Genomic DNA, 17476 nt, shown 5'->3' with positions numbered 1-17476 from the left:
ACCCATGCCCGCCCCCGCGCAGCCGCCGTCGATGGCGGCGATGGTAATCTGAGGCATCGTGTGGAGCAGGGTGGCGGCATGATAGATCGCGGGGTCCGGCGGGGTAGCCGGCGGGGTGTCCCCCGTTTCCGTTTCGATAATCCCACCGCCGATGTCCGCGCCTACGCAGAAGTTCTCGCCCGCACCGCTCAGGACGACGACGCGGGCATCGCTGGCGGCGACCTCGCGCACGGCGGTATGGAAGGCCTCGCACATCGCCAGGGTCACGCCGTTACGCCGCTGCGGGCGGTTGAGCGTGACCAGCGTGACCGCGCCGCGGCGTTCGACGAGGACGGGTGCGGTCACTGCGGGTCGGACCAGACCGGGGCGCGTTTCTCGAACAGCGCCTTGCCGCCTTCGCGCACGTCGGCGCCGGTGAACATCGCGTGCACTTCGGGCAAGGTGAACATCGCCCCGTTCGAGGCCTCCATGCCGAGGTCGTAGTACGAGCGCATCACCGCCTTGGTGGCGATGATCGAAGAGGGTGAGCAGGCGATGATCTCGTCTGCCCAGCGGCGCGCACAGGCGAGAAGGTCGGCATCGGGCACCACTTCGGCGACCATGCCCCAGTCCAGCGCCTGCGCGGCAGGCACGCGGCGGGCAGTCAGAAGCATGGCGTGGGCTCGCTTGGGGCCGAGTTCCTGGACGATGCGCTGGATGCCGCCGCCCAGCGCCGCGAGGCCGACTTTGGGTTCCGTTAGCCCGAAGCTGGCGCTTTCGGCAGCCACGATCACGTCGCAGGCAAGCGCGGCCTCGAAGCCGCCGCCCAGCGCAAAGCCGTTCACGGCCGCGATCACCGGCTTGCGGCGATCGAAGCGCCAGACGAGCCCGGCGAACCCGGTCTCGGGCACAGGCATGCCCTTGAAGGCGCGCGGGTCTTCCTTGTCGGACGGCGTGCGCAAATCCGCGCCGGCGGAGAAGGCCTTTTCGCCCGCGCCGGTCAGGATCGCCACCCACAGCGCGGGGTCTGCCTCGAAGCGGTCGAACACTTCGCCGAGTTCGAAATTGGCCTCGCCGTGAAGGGCGTTGCGCATTTCAGGGCGGTCGATCGTCACGGTCATGACGTGGCCGTCCGTCTCGACCTTGCAGAACTTCGTATTCATGCGGGCGATCCCTCTCCATTCTTTGCGCCATGGTTGAAAGCGGCGGCGCTTGCCTGCAGGATTGTGGCGCAATGAGACAGGCAACGACCATCCTTTCCTTCGATACGCCGGGGCGCGGCTTTACCGATATCACGCGGGCGATAGCCGGTTGGCTGGAAGGGACGGGCGTGGCCGAGGGGCTGCTGACGCTGCTGTGCAGGCACACGTCCGCCTCGCTGCTGATCCAGGAAAACGCTGCGCGGGAAGTGCGTACCGACCTTGCCGCCTGGTTCGACCGCCTGGCCCCGGAAGGCTCCCACTATGCCCACGACGATGAAGGGGCGGATGATATGCCCGCTCACCTCAAAACCGTGCTGACCGGGGTGAACCTGCAGATTCCCGTCATCGGCGGGCACATGATGCTGGGCACGTGGCAGGGGATTTACCTTGCCGAACATCGGCTTGTGGCGCACCGTCGGCAGGTTGCGGTCCACCTGATCGGGGAATGATCCGGGGTATCGCCGAAGCGGCGGGAGAGAAGGGATGGCGGATTTGGACGAGGGCTTCGACCCCGGTTTCGATATCGTGCAGCGGGAGGCCCATGTCGTCGGCATGGCCCCGCGCATTGCGCCCGTCGCGGACGATGCGATCGACGAGGATTCGCGCGGATTGATCACTGCAGTGCGCACCGGGGCCGGGGCACCGCCAATGGGCGAAGTGCCCGAATACATGCGTACGATGGTCAAGCATCCCGAGATTTTCCGCTGTCAGATGGAAATGGGCGCTGTACTGTTTCGCGGCCGGATCCCGGCGCGAGAGCGCGAACTGGCCGTGCTGCGGGTGGGCTGGCTCTGCCGCGCACCCTACGAATGGGGGCAGCACGTTTTCATTGCCTACCGCGTTGGCCTGACCGCGCCGGAGATTTCGCGCGTGCGGATTGGCTCTGCGGCGCCCGGCTGGAGCGGGCACGAAGCGGCAATCCTGCGCGGGGTGGAGGAACTGATCGCCGACAAAGCGCTTTCCAACCAGACCTGGGACACGCTCGCTCTCAGTTGGGACGAAGCGCAGATGATCGAGTTTCCAACGATGGTCGGCCAGTACGTCGCGACCGCCTTTGTCCAGAACTCTCTGCGTATCCCGCTCGAGGGTGGCAATCCCGGACTTGCCCACGCGTGAGCGAGGCGGCCGCCTCTCCTGCCCCGCAAGGCGGCGAGCTGGTACGGCGGCATCGCTGGCCGACGCGGCTGTGGCACTGGACCAATGCCGTGACCCTGCTCGTCATGCTGATGAGCGGGCTGATGATCTTCAATGCCCACCCGCGCCTTTACTGGGGCGAATACGGCGCGAACTACGACAATGCCTGGCTCAAGGTCGGCTCGGCGCGCAGCGGCGGGGGCGAACAGGGCTATATCGAAATCGCCGGGCACCGCTGGGACACTACCGGTACGCTCGGCCTCTGGACTGACGCGGACGGAAAGGTCCAGCGGCGGGCCTTCCCTTATTGGGCAACGATCCCTTCGCGCTACAGCCTGGCGATCGGGCGCATCTGGCACCTTGCCTTCGCCTGGGTGCTGGCGGTCGGGCTGCTGTTCTATCTCGCATGGTCGCTTATTGCCGGACACGTCCGCCGGGACATCCACATCACCCGCGCCGAGTGGCGGCCTTCGCATTTGTGGCATGACATCCGCGAACATGCCCGCCTGCGCTTTCCGACCGGGGTGAGCGCGTTGCACTATTCGGTACTCCAGAAGCTCGCTTATGCCGGCGTGCTGTTCGGGCTGCTGCCGATGATGATCCTCACCGGGCTGGCCATGTCGCCCGGCACCGATGCCTGGGCGCCGTTTGTCACCGAAGTGTTCGGCGGGCGGCAGTCGGCGCGGTCGGTGCATTTCCTCTGCGCCTGGGGGCTGGTGGGGTTCTTCGTGCTTCACATCGTCATGGTGCTGTTGGCGGGGCCCTTCAACGAGGTTCGCTCGATGGTGACCGGCTGGTATCGCCTGCCCCGGGAGCGCAGGCCATGACCCTCACCGTCTCTCGCCGAGGCCTGATCCGGGCCGGCGCCGCTGGGGCGGGGAGCCTGCTGCTGCCCGGCTGCGACCGCCTGTTCGACAATCCCACTTTCCGCGAGACGCTGGAAAGCGGCGAGAACCTCCACCGCGTCACCCAGCGCGTGCTGGGTCGAAATGCACTGGCGCGGGAGTATCGCGAGGTCGACATGTCGCCTGCGTTCCGCGCCAACGGCAGCCGCGAGGTTACCGATCCGGCCTATCGCCAGCATCTGGCGCAGGGGTTCGCCAACTGGTCGCTGATGCTGGGCGGGTTGGTCGAGCATCCGCTTACCTTGTCGCTCCAGGCCTTGCGCGATCTGCCGCAGCGCCGCCAGATCACCCGGCATGACTGCGTCGAAGGCTGGAGCGCGATCGGCCAGTGGCAGGGCCCGCGTCTTGGCCTGCTGCTCGACATGGCGCGCCTGCGGCCGGAGGCGCGTTACCTCGTGTTCCACTGCGCCGACCTTTACCACGGCCAGCCCTATTACGAATCGATCGACATGGTCGACGCCTTCCACCCCCAGACGATCCTGGCCTGGGCGATGAACGGCAAGCCTCTCGAAGAGGCTCACGGAGCGCCGCTGCGGCTGCGGGTGGAACGGCAACTGGGCTACAAACACGCCAAGTTCGTCGCCCGGATCGAGGCGGTGGCATCGCTTGAGGGCATCCACGGGGGCAAGGGCGGCTACTGGGAAGATAACGGCGCTTACGCCTGGTACGCCGGAATCTGACGGAACCGCGGCGTTTCACTGGTTTTGCGCTTTACCGGAAGCGACGAAACGGGGGAGGCAGGAGCCGGTTTGCCTTGCCAAGTAAACGACTTGTCACAATAAGGCATCATGCAGGACAATCGCATCGCACCACCCGCCCGAATACAGCAGAACATTCTGGCTCTCGGTGAACGGCGCCTGCTTAACTGGCTTTGCGCGCGCATGCCTGCCTGGGTAAAGCCGGATCTGCTGACTGCGCTGGGCATGGTTGGCGCGGTTCTGATCTTCGCCGGATACGCCACCAGTCTGCTGAACGAGGATTGGCTGTGGCTGTGCATGCCCGGTTACCTGCTGCACTGGTTCGGAGATTCCATGGACGGCAGCCTTGCGCGTTTCCGCCATATCGAGCGTCCGCGCTATGGTTATTTCCTCGATCACAGCTGCGACGGGCTGGCCACTTTCCTGATCCTGCTGGGCATTGGCGTCAGCCCTTACGTGCGTCTCGAAGTGTCGTTGATCGCGTTGGTGGGCTACCTGCTGATGTGCATCCACGCCTTCCTCGCTGTGCGCGTGCTGGGCGAGATGCGGCTGTCCTATCTTTCCGCGGGGCCGACCGAACTGCGCCTGATCCTGATTTCGCTGACGTTTGCCATGCTAATCTTCGGTGACAAGCAGCGCGACATGGAAGCGATGACCAGCTTCGACTGGTTCGTAGGTAGCGTCGGTGTGATCCTGATAGGGCTTTTCGTGGTCCAGACGATCAAGTCGGCGCGCAGGCTGGCCCGTATCGAACCGGCCCAGTAAAAGCATCGCTGCCCGGACAGAGGGCGGATTTCTTCACGTTCACCGCAACTTCAGGCGTATTCGTGTCTTGCCGTGAGCGGCGGGTGCGACGCCGTGGCCATTGGCCGCCTTGACCGGGATTTTCCGGGAAGGATCGAAGACAAGTGAAGAAGACCAGCGTTACCCTCCTCGCCGCTCTGGCGCTTGGCGCTTTCGCGCCCACGCTCGCCGCTGCGCAGGCAGCCAGGCCGGCCGCGCATGCCGCAGCGAAGCCGGTGGCCCAGAAGAAGGTCGCCGTGAAGAAAGCCCCTGCCAAGGTGCAGAAGAAGGTCACCTGCCGCTATCAGATGCAGAAGGGCAAGAAAGTAAAGGTCTGCAAGTAAGGCCGTCGGCCGTTCCTCCCTGCTTTGGCGGGGAGGTTCAGGCGGCAGCGGCGGCAGGATCAGCCAGGGATTTCCTTGCGCCGATCGGCCAGTTCCCTGCTGTCACATACCGTGGTTTCGGACGGTGTCAGGGGCGGCTCGGTCATGTCGCAGCGCTGTAGCGCGACATCGGAAGGGACCAATCCGGCAGGTTCGAAATAGGCGTTCTTTTCTGCAAGCAGTGTGCCCATCGTAATGAGATAGGCGTTGAGATCGCGGCTTTCGTCGGCCTCATCGGGACCATATCCCGCCAGATCGATGCTGCGCGAGAGGACGTCCAGCCGGGTCCAGGCAGCTTCGAACGCGCCGAGTTCTCGCTGGGCGTTTACGGCGCGCAGGTTCAGGAAGAACCACTTCCGGCCCGCATCCTTGTCCGATCCGCGCGCAACGGCATCTGCCGCCGTGACAAAAAGCTGCTGGTAGCGTGCCTTGCGGGCGGCATCCCTGTCTGTTTCCCAGCTTGCCTGAAGCAGCGCGTCGGCGAGGTCCTCGGGCGGCCTGCTGATCGCTTTCATAAGATACCAGGCGCGGAAATGCGGCGTCTCGGTTTGCCGCATTGCCTGATATTCGGGACTGGCGACGACCGGGGTGAGGGCGGTGATCTCTGCCTTGGACAGGGTATCGCCGATCAGGACGAAGCCGTTCGTCGGACACTCTGTCATCGGCATGACCGGCAGGGTTCCGTAAGGCCTCCCGTCCGGACGGCTGCCGAACGACGAATAGCTGGCGATGACCTGGCTTTCGAACTTCTCGCCGCCGATGGGGCAGGTGAAAGCCTGGGGGAACATCGTCGTCGCGTGGGCTGGTAGAGCGGGCAGCACTGCGCAGGTGCCCAGCATCCATGCCGCTATCGTGACAGTCTTCATCCGCTGCTCTCCCCCCGGTCAAGCGTCATACTTGCAGGGGACGGCGCGGAAGAACAAGTGGTGTGGGTGGACGGCGCCTCGGGCAGGCGCAGCCGGCGCGGGGCTTAGCCCTTTGCGGCGATGTCGGCGAAGGCGGTTTCGAAGCGTTCGCGGCGCGGCGCGGCAGTCGCCGGCGCGGCGTCCTGCGTGCCCGGTGCGTAGATGAAGCCGAACGCCGCACTGGCGCGCAGGCCCAGAGACTGCGTGGGCGAGTACCACACGCGCACGTTGCTCCAGTCGCCCTTTGCCGAAACGTCTTCAGCCATGGCCGAAGGTTCGATCATGCCGGGACGCGACCAGTTGGCGTGGTTGAGAACGACGTGGCGGTCGTCGACGATCTTCTTCACAACCGCGACATGGCCGACGCGCATGGCGCCGCTGGCCTTGAACACCAGCACCGAACCGGTGCGCGGGGTCTGGCCGCGATCGTAGTTGCCTTCGGCCTGTGCCCACCAGGTGGCGGCATTGCCGTGCAGGTCAATTGCAGAGTTCGCGCGGGCATAAGGCGCGCACTGGAGAGGCTGAGCCATCGCCGGAATGGCAAATGTGGCTGCAAGCGAGGTTGCGATTGCGGCGATCACGGGAACCATTCTCATGGATCAGTGTTATAGCGAGCAAGTTTTGTTGCGATAGCGAAGGGGCCTGCCAGCCACCGCTCGTCGGAAACGGTTCGTCGCTCAATTCGTCGCTTCGTCCACAACGATGAAATGATTGGGCGAATGGAATGTAAACGGTTCGCATCTTTCCCCTCGGGGGAGCAGTACCGTTGGCTTGTCTGACACCTTCGTTTTGCAGTGCAATGCTGCCGGAAACGAGGAGGGGCATCTTCCGGGTGACGCTGCCGTAGCGTGACCCGGAAGGTGCCCCTCCACCATGCTGTGCATGGTTCGCCTCCCCGTTTCGGGGAGGAACTTCAGCCCGCCGCGAGGGCCAGCTTTGCCGCTTCTTCGCGCACGACGCGCGGTTGATCTGGCCAGATGCCGCGGGTGTCGTAGACCAGCTTGTCGGCGCGCTCGGCCAGGGGGACGACGCGGAACACGTCATGGTCCACCAGCACGATCAGGATATCGCAGGTCTCCAGTGCCTCATCGACATCGATGTGGGTGACGCCGCTGTCGGTGAATTCCAGCGGCAGTTCGTCGGCGTAAGGTTCCACCACGGACATGCGGCTGCCGAACTTGCGGGCAAGGCGGCTGGCGACGAAACGCGCGGGGCTTTCGCGGAAGTCGTCGATATTGGCCTTGAAGGCGAGGCCCAGGCACGCGACGCGGGCGTTGGGGTGCGCCTCGACCAGAGCTTCGGCCTTGGCGATGACGTGGTGCATCTTGCCGTCGTTGACGCCGCGCGCGGTGCGGATCAGCGGGGTTTCCTCCGGTGCGCTATGGACGATAAACCAGGGGTCCACCGCGATGCAGTGGCCGCCCACGCCTGGACCGGGCGAGAGGATGTTCACGCGCGGGTGGCGGTTGGCGAGGCGGATAACCTCCCACACGTCCAGTCCCATGCGGTCGGCGACGATGGAAAGCTCATTCGCGAAGGCGATGTTGACGTCGCGGTAGGCGTTTTCGACCAGCTTGGTCATTTCCGCCGCGCGGGCATCGGTGGTGACGCATTCACCCCGCACGAAACGCTTGTAGAAGGCCAGTGCCTTGCGGGCGCAGCGCGGGGTGATGCCGCCGATGGAGCGGTCGTTGTTGGTCAGTTCCTCAAGGATGCGGCCCGGCAGGACGCGCTCGGGGCAATAGGCGATCGAGATGTCGGGCGTTTCGCGGGTCAGGCCGGGGATCTTCAGATCCGGGCGCATCTCGGCGATCATGTCGCGCATCTTCTCGGTGGTGCCCACCGGCGAGGTCGATTCCAGGATCACCACGTCGCCCGCCTTCAGCACCGGCGCGATGGTGCGCCCGGCTGCGAGGACATAGGAGATGTCGGGCGCGTGGTCCTTGTCGAAGGGCGTGGGCACGGCGATGACGAAGACGTCCGCCGGGGCCACCTCGATCGAGGCTGAAAGCAGCCCGCGCGACACGACGCCCTGCACCAGGCCGTCGAGATCGACTTCCTCGATATGAATCTCGCCGCGGTTGATGGTGTCGACCACCTTTTGCGACACGTCGAGGCCAAGCACCTTGCACCCGGCGCGGGCGATCACGGCGGCGGTGGGAAGTCCGATGTAGCCGAGGCCGACGACACAGACGCTGGGCTTATTGTCAGATTTCATTCGCAAGCAGCTCCACGATTCGGCTGGAAGTATGCCCATCCCCGAACGGGTTGTGGGCGCGCGCCATGGCCTCGTAGGCCGCCTTATCGTCCAACAGGGTTGAAATTTCGGTAACGATGCGCGCTGCGTCCGTGCCGACCAGTTTTGCGGTGCCCGCTTCCACGCCTTCGGGGCGCTCGGTGGTTTCGCGCATGACCAGGACGGGCTTGCCCAGCGCCGGGGCTTCCTCCTGCACACCGCCGCTGTCGGTCAGCATGATCTCCGCAATGGCGAGCAGGCGGGCGAAGTGGGGGTAGTCCAGGGGTTCGATCAGGGCGACATTGGCTAGGCCGGCAAGGCCCTCGTTCATCACCTTGCGCACGTTGGGGTTGAGGTGGACCGGGAAGATCACGGCGGTGTCGGGGCGCTGGGCGATCTCGCGGATGGCCTGCGCGATCTGTTCCATGCCCTCGCCGAAATTCTCGCGGCGGTGGCTGGTGACGCCGATGATGCGCTTGCCCGCGAATCGCGCTTCGAGAGGTGCGAGGCCGGAGGCGAGGGCGGGGTTCGCTTCGATCTGCGCGGTCACCCACTTCAACGCGTCGATCACGGTGTTGCCGGTTACGTGGACGCGATCGGGCGCGATGTTTTCCTTGAGGAGTGCGGCCTCGCTGGTGGTGGTGGGTGCAAAGTGCAGAGAGGCCATGGCGCCGATGATCTTGCGGTTCACCTCCTCCGGCCAGGGGTGGTAGATGTTGTAGCTGCGCAGGCCGGCTTCGACATGGTCGACCGGAACCTTGCGGTAATAGGCCGCCAGCGCGCCGGACATGGCGGTAGCGGTATCGCCCTGCACGATGACACGGTCCGGCTTCACGATGTCCATCACCTTGCCCAGCCCGGTGAGCAGGTTGGCGGTGAGCGCGTCCAGCGTCTGGTCGGGCTGCATCACGTCGAGGTCGTGGTCGGGCACGATGCCGGCGATCTCCAGCACCTGGTCGAGCATCTGGCGATGCTGCGCCGAGACGCAGACCACGCATTCGAAGCGCGGATCGGCCTTCAGCGCATGGACTACGGGGAAAAGCTTGATCGCTTCGGGCCGGGTGCCGAATACGACGAGGATACGTGCGGGACTGGTCATGAAAGATGCGATACCAGCCGTGTGTTAACCTTGGAATAAGGCGCGCGTACTTAACCCGCGATTGTGTAGCGCCCGTCGATAGCTGTGCCTGCGCCGCAATAATCGGTGTTGTTTGGCTGGTGGCCGGCATCGGCATAAGCGAGGTCGAAGGCCTTGTCGCCGCGCGGCTTGAGAACCAGCGTGGGCAGGCCCTCTTCCAGCGAGGAGACGGTCCAGTTCGTGCCGTTGTCGTCCTTGGTCATCACCCCGTCCAGCGCGCAGGCAGGCTTGCCCTTGAACGATAGCGAGACGACCAGCATCGCTCGCCCATCGATCAGCGGGACAATGCGCACGGGGCCGGTGAAGCCGGTTTCCATCCGCGCGAACTGCCCGGATTCGAACGGCAGGTTGTCCACCGTGGCGGCCTGGCCTTCCGCGAAGTCCAGCCGCGAATCGCGGCGCTGCTGGCCGACCGAGCGGCAGCGATCGGTGGAGCAGTGATCCGCCCGCCCGCGCGCCTGCTCCAGCGCAGCTTCATAGACTGCGGCATGTCCGGGTGTTTCGAGGGTGCGTTTCAGCCACTCCGTTTGCGCCTTTTCGCGGACGACCAGCGCGGCATCGTCGCCCCGGCTGCGCTGCGGCGCTGCTGCGGCGGCATTCGCATCAGGCTCTGCCTCGCAACCGGTGAGGGCGGCCAGCACCATCAGCATCGGGGCGAACAGGGCGGGGGTATGTGTGGCTGCACGGATCATGGGAAGCAACTATCGCCCGCCTCAGGGCAGGGCAATCTCGAAGGCGCCGGGACGGTGGGTCTGGAGGTCAGACGTGGTCCTGCGGCGGTGGACTGCATCACCTCCGCCGGTTTGCAAGTTAGACGATTAACGCCGGGCGTGGACAATTGGACGTTTCGCACTTGCCGACCCGCACGGCTTGGGCAATCACCCGGCCATGGCAATTCAGAGCGACAAGTGGATCCGCACCCAGGCACAGGCACACGGCATGATCGAGCCGTTCGTGGAGGCGCAGCGCCGTGACGGATGCATTTCCTACGGCCTGTCCTCCTATGGCTACGATGCGCGGGTGGCGGACGAGTTCAAGATCTTCACCAACGTCGATTCGGCGGTGGTCGATCCCAAGAACTTCGACAGCAATTCCTTCGTGGACCGCAAGACCGACTGCTGCGTGATCCCGCCCAACTCCTTCGCGCTGGCCCGCACGGTGGAATACTTCCGCGTACCCAAGGACGTTCTCGTTATTTGCCTGGGTAAAAGCACGTATGCGCGCTGCGGGATCATCGTGAACGTCACCCCGCTGGAGCCGGGCTGGGAAGGCCACGTGACGCTGGAGTTCTCCAACACCACGCCGCTGCCCGCCAAGATCTACGCCAATGAAGGCGCCTGCCAGTTCCTGTTCCTGCAGGGCAATGAGCCGTGCGAGGTCAGCTATGCCGACCGGGCGGGCAAGTACATGGGCCAGCGCGGAGTAACGCTGCCAAGGCTGTAACTGACACGCGGGAACAAATCGCCCGCGCGCCCGCTTCTCCCGGCATGTAATAATTGCCGGGAGACGTGCCTTGTCGAAGATCGCCGCCATAATCGGGCGCTTCCTGATCGCCCTGATCTTCATCTTCTCCGGCGCAGGAAAGCTGATGGACATCGGCGGCACCGAGACGATGATCGTCGCCGCTGGCCTGCCATCGGGCCTCGCCATTCCCACCGGCCTGTTCGAGCTTATCGCGGGCCTGTGCCTCGCCGCCGGGTTCATGGTCCGGCTGGTGGCGATCCTGCTGGCCGGTTTCACCGCGATGACCATCCTGTTCTTCCACTCGCAGGTTGGCGATCCGATGCAGCGGGTGATGATGCTCAAGAACTGCGCGATCATCGGCGGCCTCGCGCTGGCCTTTGCGCATAGCCAGATGTGGAGCCACTACTACGCCATCACCAGCGAGCGACGCGGAGAACTCGCTGCCCGCGACGCCGACGAACGGGTGCGCGACGCCGAATTGCGGGCTGCGCGCGCCGAGGCCCGCGCCGATGCGCTGGAAAAGGGTGGTCCCGTGGTTGCCGCAGCGCCTGCAGCCTACGAGCCGCGCACCGTCGTCACGGAAAACGGCGTGCCCGTAACGCGCCGCCGCCGCTTCTTCGACTGGTAAGGACGACTTCGACTAGCAAGGGCGATGGGCCGTCAGTCGCCCATCGTCAGCCGGTAACCCACGCCGGGTTCGTTGCGGAGCAGGATCGGCTCGGAGGGCTTGTCCTCCAGCTTGCGGCGCACGCCCCTTGCCGCGACGCGCAGGTATTCCACGTCGTCGTCATGGCCCGGCCCCCAGACCGCGCGCAGCAGTTGGGCGTGGGTGATGACCCGCCCCGGATTGCGCGCCAGTTCCGCAAGGAAGCCGTACTCCTTCGGCGTCAGGTGGACTTCCGTTCCTGCCTTGCGCACGGCGCGGGCCATGAGGTCTATTTCCACCGCGCCCACACGTACCTGCTGGCCTGCGGGGCCTTCCGGCAGGCGGCGGCGCAGGGCGGTGCGGATGCGGGCAAGGACTTCCTCGCTGTCGAAGGGTTTCGCTACATAGTCGTCCGCGCCGAGATCCAGCGCGGCAATCTTCTGCGCGGTTTCATCGCGCGCGGAGACGACGAGAACTGCAGTGCGCCCTGCCATCAGCGGTATCAGTTCCAGCCCGTCGCGGTCTGGCAGGCCGAGGTCGAGCAGAACCACTTCGGGCTTGTCGATATCGAGCGCGGCCATCGCCTCGCGCGCAGTGGCTGCTTCCACCACACGGTAACCAGCGCGCGTCAGGCCGGCATGGAACAGGCGGCGGATCGCCGGTTCGTCATCGACGATGAGAACGGTCACAGGGTTTGCGCTCATTCCTCGGGCCATTCCTTGAGGTGGTCGTGGTCGAAATGCAGGGTGAAGCGGGCGCCCGCCGCGTCCTCGCGGTTCGCGGCGGATACGGTGAGGCCCATGGCCTGCGCAAACCCCTTGACGATGGCGAGGCCGAGGCCAGACCCGCCCTTTCGGTCCGAGCCTTCGATGCGGGCGAACGTGCCGAAGATGCGCTCCTCCTCCCCCTCGGGGATGCCAGGGCCGGCGTCGAGGACGTCTAGGTCGATACCGCTGGCGGTACGGTGGGCGTGCACGGTGATCTCGCGGCCCGGATCGCCGTGCTTCGCAGCGTTATCCAGCAGGTTGAGCAGGCAGTGCTGGAACAGCTGCGGGTCCACCATCACCATAGGCGTGTCGAACGGGATCACCGCTTCCACCGTGTAGCCCGACAGCACCGCGCGCATGTCCTCAAGCACCGCGGCGACGGCTTCGGCAAGGTCCACCGGCTCGGTGGTGCCGTGCAGGGCGCCTGCCTCGATGCGGACCATGTCGAGCAGGTTGCCGACGAAGCGGTGCAGCCGCTCGCCCGCGCCGCGCGCCTGTGCCAGCAGGCCCGCCTGCGCCGGTTCGGATGCGCGCAGTTCTGCCAGCGAACCCAGCATCGTGGTGAGCGGCGTGCGCAGGTCGTGGCTGACCGAGGACAGCAGCGTCTGGCGCAGCCGGTCCCGCTCTCGCACCTGCACCAGTTCGGCCATCTGGGCCTCCAGCGCGATACGCTCCAGCGCCAGCCCGCCCTGGTCGAGCAGGCTGAGCAGCAGCGGCAACTGGTCGGGCCGCACCGGCGCGCGCGCATCGCTGCGCGACAGGCCGAACACGCCGAGGCAGGTCTGGCCAGCCGCGATCGGGTGGAACAGCCATTCCGAGGCCGTGAGCGTGTCCGAACCGCGCCCGGCGGGCTGGTCGTTCTCGAAGGCCCAGCGCGCGGCGGCCATGTCCAGCATTTCGAGGTGCGCGGGCCCCGGCCAGCTGGCGTGGAGGGTCAGCCCCTGATCGCCCGGCATCAGCAGCACGGCATTGCCGCCGAGGATGCGACCGATCTCGGCGCAGAGGACCTGCGCCAGTTCCTCCGGCCGGCTGATCGCGGTGAGGAGGCGCGCGAAACCGGCCTGGGCATTGCTGCGCGCCGCGCTGGCCTGCGCCTGCAGGGCATGTTCGCGCACCCGCGCGGCGAGCTGGCTGGCGAAGATCGCCACGCCCAGCAGCACCAGCACGGTAACGATGTTGCGCGGGTCCTCGATCGTCAGCGTATGCGTGGGCGGGATGAAAAAGAAATTGTAGGCGAGCGAGGAGGCAAGGCCGGTGACGATCCCCGTCCGCAGGCCGTACCGGGTCGCCGCCAGCATCACCGGTACGAGGTAGATGATGCCAAGGTCCGTGATCGTCCCGCTCGATCCGATCAGCGCGCCTGCCAGCGTCACCGCCAGCGTCAGCCCCAGGGAGACGAGGTAGCCGCCCATAGTGCCCCAGCTGCCCAGATGCAGGTCGTGGGCGCGGCGGCGGGGCGGGGGCGTGTCCATCGGCAGTACGTAAAGCGCCATGCCGTGCCCGCGCCCGCGCACCAGCGCGTCGACGATCGAGCCGTGGCGCAGCTCGAACCAGCGTGAGCGGCTGGATTTGCCCACGACCAGCTGCGTTGCGCGCGCCTCGGCGGCGAACTGGCTGAGGCCGGCGAGGACGCTTTCGGCGGGTACACTCGCCACCTGCCCGCCCAGCTGCGCGGCGAGGTGGAGGGTTTCGGCCAGCTGGGCATTGTCGGCGGCATCGAGGCGCGCGGTGCGCGGGGTCTCGATGTGGACGGCGGTCCAGGGCACGCGCTGCGCATCGGCGAGGCGCTTGGCGGTGCGGACCAGTTCCATGCCTGCGCGCTGCTCGCTGACGGCGACGACGACGCGGTCGCTCGCCGCCCAGGTTCCGGCCATGGCGTGGGCGCGCACATGCTCCAGCATCTGCGCGTCGACCGCCTGCGCGGCGCGGCGCAGCGCCAGTTCGCGCAAGGCGGAAAGGTTGGACTTGGAGAAGAAGTTGCCCAGCGCGCGGCCCGCTTCCTCGGGGACATAGACCTTGCCCTGACGCAGGCGCTCGATCAGTTCGTCGGGCGGGATGTCGACCACTTCGAGGTCGGCGGCGTCCAGCATGCGGTCGGGCAGGGTTTCGCGCACCCGGACGTGGGTGAACGAGGCGACGACGTCGTTCAGGCTTTCGAGGTGCTGGACGTTGAGGGTGGACCAGACGTCGATCCCGGCATCGAGCAGTTCCTCCACGTCCTGCCAGCGCTTGTCGTGGCGGCTGCCGGGCGCGTTGGTGTGCGCCAGTTCGTCCACCAGCACGAGGGCGGGGCGGCGCGCCAGCACCGCGTCGATGTCCATCTCCTCCAGCGCGTGGCCTTCGTAGGCGATGCGCTGCAGGGGGACGATTTCCAGCCCCCGCAGGCGGGCGGCGGTTTCGGCGCGGCCGTGGGTTTCGACCACGCCGACCACCACGTCGGTCCCGGCAGCGCGGCGCGCGGCGCCTTCGCCCAGCATCTCGTAAGTCTTGCCCACGCCCGGAGCCGCCCCAAGGAACACCTTGAGGCGGCCGCGCTCCTCGCGCGCTGCGGCGCGGAGCAGGGCGTCGGGGTCGGGCCTTAGAGGGTTGTCGGGCAGGTTCACCGGGCTGCTTGTGCGCCGGTCCCGGCCATGCTGTCGAGGGCCAGATTGAGTTCGAGGACGTTGACGCGGTCCTCGCCGATGAAGCCGAGCAGGGGGTGTTCCTCGTGCAGCGTGACCAGCGCCCTGACCCGCGCCGGGTCGAGGCCGCGTGCGGCGGCGACACGGTCCACCTGCCAAAGGGCCGCCTCGGGGCTGACGTGGGGGTCCAGCCCCGAGGCGGAAGTCGTCACCAGGTCGGACGGAACGTTGGTTCCCGGTGATTTCTGCAATTTGGCGACATCGCCTGCGACCCGCTGCGCCAGCGCCTTGCTGGCAGGGCCGAGGTTGGAGCCGGACGAGGCCATGGCGTCGTACCCGGCCCCGGCGGCGGAGGGGCGGCCGTGGAAGTAGCCCGGCGCGGCGAAGGCCTGCCCGATCAGGTGCGAGCCGACGACGCGGCCGCCTCGCTCGATCAGGCTACCGTTGGCCTGCGCGGGGAACAGGGCCTGCGCGATGCCGGTGAGGGCCAGCGGGTAGGCAAGGCCCAGAAGCAGCGCGAAAAGCGCGGTGAGCACCAGCGCGGGGCGCAGGGCGGAGGTGAGGTCGTGGGACATGTCGATAGTTCCCGTGTCAGACGAGGTGGAGGCAGGAGACGGCAAGGTCGATCAGCTTGATTCCGGCGAACGGCGCCACCAGTCCGCCCAGCCCATAGACTCCGAGGTTGCGCGCCAGCAGCGGCCCGGCGGCCATCGGGCGGTACGTCACGCCGCGCAGGGCGAGGGGCACCAGCGCCGGGATGATGAGCGCGTTGAACATGATGGCCGAAAGGATCGCGCTCTGCGGGCTGGCGAGGCCCATCACGTTGAGCACGCCCAGCCCCGGATAGAGCGCGGTGAACATGGCCGGGATGATCGCGAAGTACTTGGCCACATCGTTGGCGACCGAGAACGTGGTCAGCGCGCCGCGCGTCATCAGCAGCTGCTTGCCAAGGCCGACGATCTCGATGAGCTTGGTGGGATCGCTATCGAGGTCGACCATGTTGCCCGCCTCGCGCGCGGCCTGGGTGCCGGTGTTCATGGCGACGCCGACGTCGGCCTGGGCGAGCGCGGGGGCGTCGTTGGTGCCGTCGCCGCACATCGCTACCAGCCTGCCGCCCTGCTGCTCGCGCCGGATCAGCGCCAGCTTGTCTTCGGGCGTGGCCTCGGCGAGGAAGTCGTCCACGCCGGCCTCGGCGGCGATGGCGGCGGCGGTGAGCGGGTTGTCGCCGGTGATCATCACCGTGCGGATGCCCATGCGGCGCAGTTCGCCGAAGCGTTCGCGCACGCCCGCCTTGACCACGTCCTTGAGCGCGACGAGGCCGATCAGCCGTCCGTCGCGGGCCACCGCGAGCGGGGTCTGGCCGAGGCGAGCGATTTCCTCGGACTGGCGGCGCAGTTCGGCGGCCACGGGAGAGGCGGCGGCTTCGGGGTTGGCGCGCAGCACCGCATCGACGGCGCCCTTCTGGACGAGGCCAGCTGCGCTTTTGATGCCAGAGAGCCGGGTCTGCGCGGTGAAGGAGATCACTTCCGCATCGCCGGGCAGCGTCAGCGCAAGGCCGAAACGCTCACGGGCGAGGACAACGATCGAGCGGCCTTCGGGCGTTTCGTCGGCAAGGCTGGCCAGCATCGCGGCTTCCGCCAGCGCGGCGGGACTGGCGCCGCCGACAGGGCGGAATTCGCTGGCCTGACGGTCGCCCACGGTGATCGTGCCGGTCTTGTCGAGCAGCAGCACGTCGATGTCGCCCGCCGCCTCGACCGCGCGGCCCGACTTGGCGAGGACGTTGAAGCGCACCAGACGGTCCATGCCGGCAATGCCGATGGCGGACAGCAGCGCGGCGATGGTCGTGGGGATCAGCGTGATGAGCAGCGCCGCCAGCACTGCGACGGGGATCGAGCCGCCCGCATAATGCGCGAAGGCCGGGATCGTCGCGACGGCGATCAGGAACACGATGGTGAGGCCGACGAGCAGGATGGTGAGGGCGATCTCGTTGGGGGTCTTCTGCCGTTCTGCGCCTTCGACCAGCGCGATCATGCGGTCGAGAAAGCCCTGGCCCGCCTCCTGCGTCACCCGGACGCGGATTTCGTCGGAGATGACTCGGGTGCCGGCGGTGACGGCGGAGCGGTCGCCGCCGGCCTCGCGGATGACGGGGGCGCTTTCTCCGGTGATCGCGGCCTCGTTGACCGAGGCGACACCGGCAACGACTTCGCCGTCCGCCGGGATCAGTTCTCCGGCGGCGACCATCACGTCATCGCCCTTCTTCAGCTGTGAGGCGGCGAGGGTGCGGCCATCGGGCAGCCGCGCGCTGAGTTCCGAGCGGGTGGCGCGCAAGGAAGCGGCCTGCGCCCGTCCGCGCCCTTCGGCCAGCGCCTCGGCGAAGGTGCCGAACAGGACCGTGAGCCAGAGCCAGCCGATGAGCTGGATCTGGAAACCGGCGGGCAGCGGTTCGCGGCCGATGATCAGCAGGACGGTGAGCAGCAGCGCGACGACGGCGGTGGTGAACAGCACCGGGTTGCGGATCAGCTGGCGCGGTTCCAGCTTGCGAAACGCCTCGCCGATCGCGGGGCGGACCAGCTTTGCCGAGAACATGGATGTAGGTGTCTGGGTGGTCATGGGAT

The 17476-nt window shown here is 66.8% G+C and carries 19 protein-coding genes; 8 read left to right on the top strand and 11 right to left on the bottom strand.

Going from position 1 to position 17476, the window contains the following annotated elements:
* Both GVL61_RS05735 and GVL61_RS05730 read right to left on the bottom strand, forming a co-directional pair.
* On the bottom strand, window positions 1–345 hold a 345-nt coding region (locus GVL61_RS05735), incomplete at its 3' end, for an enoyl-CoA hydratase/isomerase family protein (RefSeq protein WP_200845003.1).
* Window positions 342–1142 carry an enoyl-CoA hydratase-related protein gene (locus tag GVL61_RS05730; protein WP_159977871.1) on the bottom strand — a complete coding sequence of 267 codons (801 nt, stop codon included), beginning with the start codon at window positions 1140–1142 and terminating at the stop codon, window positions 342–344. The genes GVL61_RS05730 and GVL61_RS05735, both read right to left, overlap by 4 nt.
* A gap of 71 nt (window positions 1143–1213) precedes the next feature.
* Here GVL61_RS05730 and GVL61_RS05725 point away from each other — a divergent pair, with 71 nt between their 5' ends.
* The 6 genes from GVL61_RS05725 (at window position 1214) to GVL61_RS24735 (ending at window position 5045) form a co-directional block, all read left to right on the top strand.
* Window positions 1214–1630, top strand: coding sequence for a secondary thiamine-phosphate synthase enzyme YjbQ (locus GVL61_RS05725; protein WP_159977869.1), 417 nt, complete (start codon window positions 1214–1216; stop codon window positions 1628–1630).
* A 34-nt stretch (window positions 1631–1664) separates the two neighbouring features.
* Entirely contained in the window at window positions 1665–2297 is a 633-nt protein-coding gene (locus GVL61_RS05720; protein WP_159977867.1) for a carboxymuconolactone decarboxylase family protein, read from the top strand.
* A complete protein-coding gene (locus tag GVL61_RS05715; RefSeq protein ID WP_159977865.1) occupies window positions 2294–3142 on the top strand; it encodes a cytochrome b/b6 domain-containing protein in 849 nt (282 codons plus the stop codon). Before GVL61_RS05720 ends, GVL61_RS05715 begins: the two co-directional genes overlap by 4 nt.
* Window positions 3139–3900, top strand: a complete 762-nt coding sequence (locus GVL61_RS05710; RefSeq protein ID WP_159977863.1) for a molybdopterin-dependent oxidoreductase — start codon at window positions 3139–3141, stop codon at window positions 3898–3900. The genes GVL61_RS05715 and GVL61_RS05710 overlap by 4 nt, the downstream gene beginning before the upstream one ends.
* 108 nt (window positions 3901–4008) lie before the next feature.
* Complete coding sequence (locus GVL61_RS05705; protein ID WP_159977861.1) at window positions 4009–4683, top strand: CDP-alcohol phosphatidyltransferase family protein; 675 nt, start codon at window positions 4009–4011, stop codon at window positions 4681–4683.
* Window positions 4684–4826: 143 nt separating this feature from the next.
* Window positions 4827–5045, top strand: coding sequence for a hypothetical protein (locus tag GVL61_RS24735; RefSeq protein WP_200844676.1), 219 nt, complete (start codon window positions 4827–4829; stop codon window positions 5043–5045).
* Between the two features lie 59 nt (window positions 5046–5104).
* Here GVL61_RS24735 and GVL61_RS05695 read toward each other — a convergent pair whose 3' ends face one another.
* The 5 genes from GVL61_RS05695 to GVL61_RS05675 form a co-directional block, all read right to left on the bottom strand.
* A complete protein-coding gene (locus GVL61_RS05695; protein ID WP_159977859.1) occupies window positions 5105–5950 on the bottom strand; it encodes a hypothetical protein in 846 nt (281 codons plus the stop codon).
* Window positions 5951–6054: 104 nt separating this feature from the next.
* Window positions 6055–6579 (bottom strand): CHAP domain-containing protein, encoded by a 525-nt coding sequence (locus GVL61_RS05690; protein ID WP_235037542.1) that lies wholly within the window; start codon window positions 6577–6579, stop codon window positions 6055–6057.
* 323 nt (window positions 6580–6902) lie between these two features.
* The gene (gene wecC / locus GVL61_RS05685; protein ID WP_159977855.1) at window positions 6903–8207 is read right to left on the bottom strand and encodes a UDP-N-acetyl-D-mannosamine dehydrogenase; all 1305 of its coding nucleotides are present in this window, start codon (window positions 8205–8207) and stop codon (window positions 6903–6905) included.
* Window positions 8197–9324, bottom strand: coding sequence for a non-hydrolyzing UDP-N-acetylglucosamine 2-epimerase (wecB, locus tag GVL61_RS05680; protein WP_159977853.1), 1128 nt, complete (start codon window positions 9322–9324; stop codon window positions 8197–8199). The genes wecC and wecB overlap by 11 nt, the downstream gene beginning before the upstream one ends.
* 50 nt (window positions 9325–9374) lie before the next feature.
* Window positions 9375–10055, bottom strand: a complete 681-nt coding sequence (locus tag GVL61_RS05675) for a hypothetical protein (protein ID WP_159977851.1) — start codon at window positions 10053–10055, stop codon at window positions 9375–9377.
* A gap of 196 nt (window positions 10056–10251) precedes the next feature.
* Between GVL61_RS05675 and dcd the strand changes: the two genes are divergently transcribed.
* On the top strand, window positions 10252–10806 hold the full coding sequence (dcd, locus tag GVL61_RS05670) for a dCTP deaminase (protein ID WP_043973702.1): 555 nt from the start codon (window positions 10252–10254) through the stop codon (window positions 10804–10806).
* 70 nt (window positions 10807–10876) lie between these two features.
* Window positions 10877–11455, top strand: a complete 579-nt coding sequence (locus tag GVL61_RS05665) for a DoxX family protein (protein ID WP_159977849.1) — start codon at window positions 10877–10879, stop codon at window positions 11453–11455.
* 32 nt (window positions 11456–11487) lie between these two features.
* On the opposite strand, the gene GVL61_RS05660 is transcribed toward GVL61_RS05665, so the two are convergent.
* Genes GVL61_RS05660 through kdpB form a run of 4 tightly spaced genes read right to left on the bottom strand, consistent with a single transcriptional unit; the run spans window position 11488 to window position 17471 of the window.
* Window positions 11488–12177, bottom strand: a complete 690-nt coding sequence (locus GVL61_RS05660) for a response regulator (RefSeq protein ID WP_159977847.1) — start codon at window positions 12175–12177, stop codon at window positions 11488–11490.
* The gene (locus GVL61_RS05655; RefSeq protein WP_200844675.1) at window positions 12174–14843 is read right to left on the bottom strand and encodes a sensor histidine kinase KdpD; all 2670 of its coding nucleotides are present in this window, start codon (window positions 14841–14843) and stop codon (window positions 12174–12176) included. The genes GVL61_RS05660 and GVL61_RS05655 overlap by 4 nt, the downstream gene beginning before the upstream one ends.
* Window positions 14840–15436, bottom strand: a complete 597-nt coding sequence (kdpC, locus tag GVL61_RS05650; protein ID WP_159977845.1) for a potassium-transporting ATPase subunit KdpC — start codon at window positions 15434–15436, stop codon at window positions 14840–14842. Before kdpC ends, GVL61_RS05655 begins: the two co-directional genes overlap by 4 nt.
* A gap of 16 nt (window positions 15437–15452) precedes the next feature.
* Window positions 15453–17471: a potassium-transporting ATPase subunit KdpB gene (gene kdpB, locus GVL61_RS05645; RefSeq protein WP_159977843.1), complete on the bottom strand. Its 2019-nt coding sequence runs from the start codon at window positions 17469–17471 to the stop codon at window positions 15453–15455.
* Window positions 17472–17476: the final 5 nt, after the last annotated feature.

The organism is Novosphingobium sp. 18050 (assembly GCF_902706195.1).
Classification (GTDB): Bacteria; Pseudomonadota; Alphaproteobacteria; order Sphingomonadales; family Sphingomonadaceae; genus Novosphingobium.
This window is presented reverse-complemented; position numbering and strand designations above follow the sequence as displayed.